We start from the raw sequence: 474 nt of genomic DNA, 5'->3' as shown, positions 1-474 counted from the left end.
TTCGTATTATAAGGTCACCAGATATTTCTGGTTGACCATTTTTTATTTGGTCTTATTATATCAGTAGCCAGGGTAGAACGTAACTGCCCGTGGGGCCTTCGACCCCGTCAACTAAACGGTTCGCCCCCTGCTTGTAGAAACATGATTGAGGCTGGTTGGGACATAGATCTCGTATAACAAGCGAAGCTGTGACACTGCATGGAGGAATTAGGGGTACTGGCAAATTACTAGTTTAGGAGGAGGATTTTAAATGAATCCAGTCATTGGTCTGGATGTTTCAAAAGGGGAAAGTCAGGTTCAGGCATTTTTGGATAAAGGCAAACCATATCGTAAGAGCTTTAAAGTTTCTCATACTATTGAAGGTCTTGATTTACTTGTAGAGTTTCTGGAGGTCGTAAAGAGAGAAACAGGTAAGAAACCACCTATCGTCCTAGAAGCAACAGGACATTATCATTCCTCTGTTGTTCAATACTT

Annotated in this window: 1 protein-coding gene; it reads left to right on the top strand. The window is 41.6% G+C overall.

What is annotated here, in order from left to right:
* Positions 1 to 250: 250 nt before the first annotated feature.
* A partial coding sequence (locus NR125_RS29320; protein ID WP_256816878.1) for an IS110 family transposase occupies positions 251 to 474 on the top strand: 224 nt, incomplete at its 3' end.

Source organism: Cytobacillus sp. Bac17, from assembly GCF_024519925.1.
GTDB lineage: Bacteria > Bacillota > Bacilli > Bacillales > Cytobacillaceae > Cytobacillus > Cytobacillus pseudoceanisediminis.
Note: the sequence above shows the minus strand (reverse complement) of the source record. Positions and strands in the feature narration are given on the sequence as shown.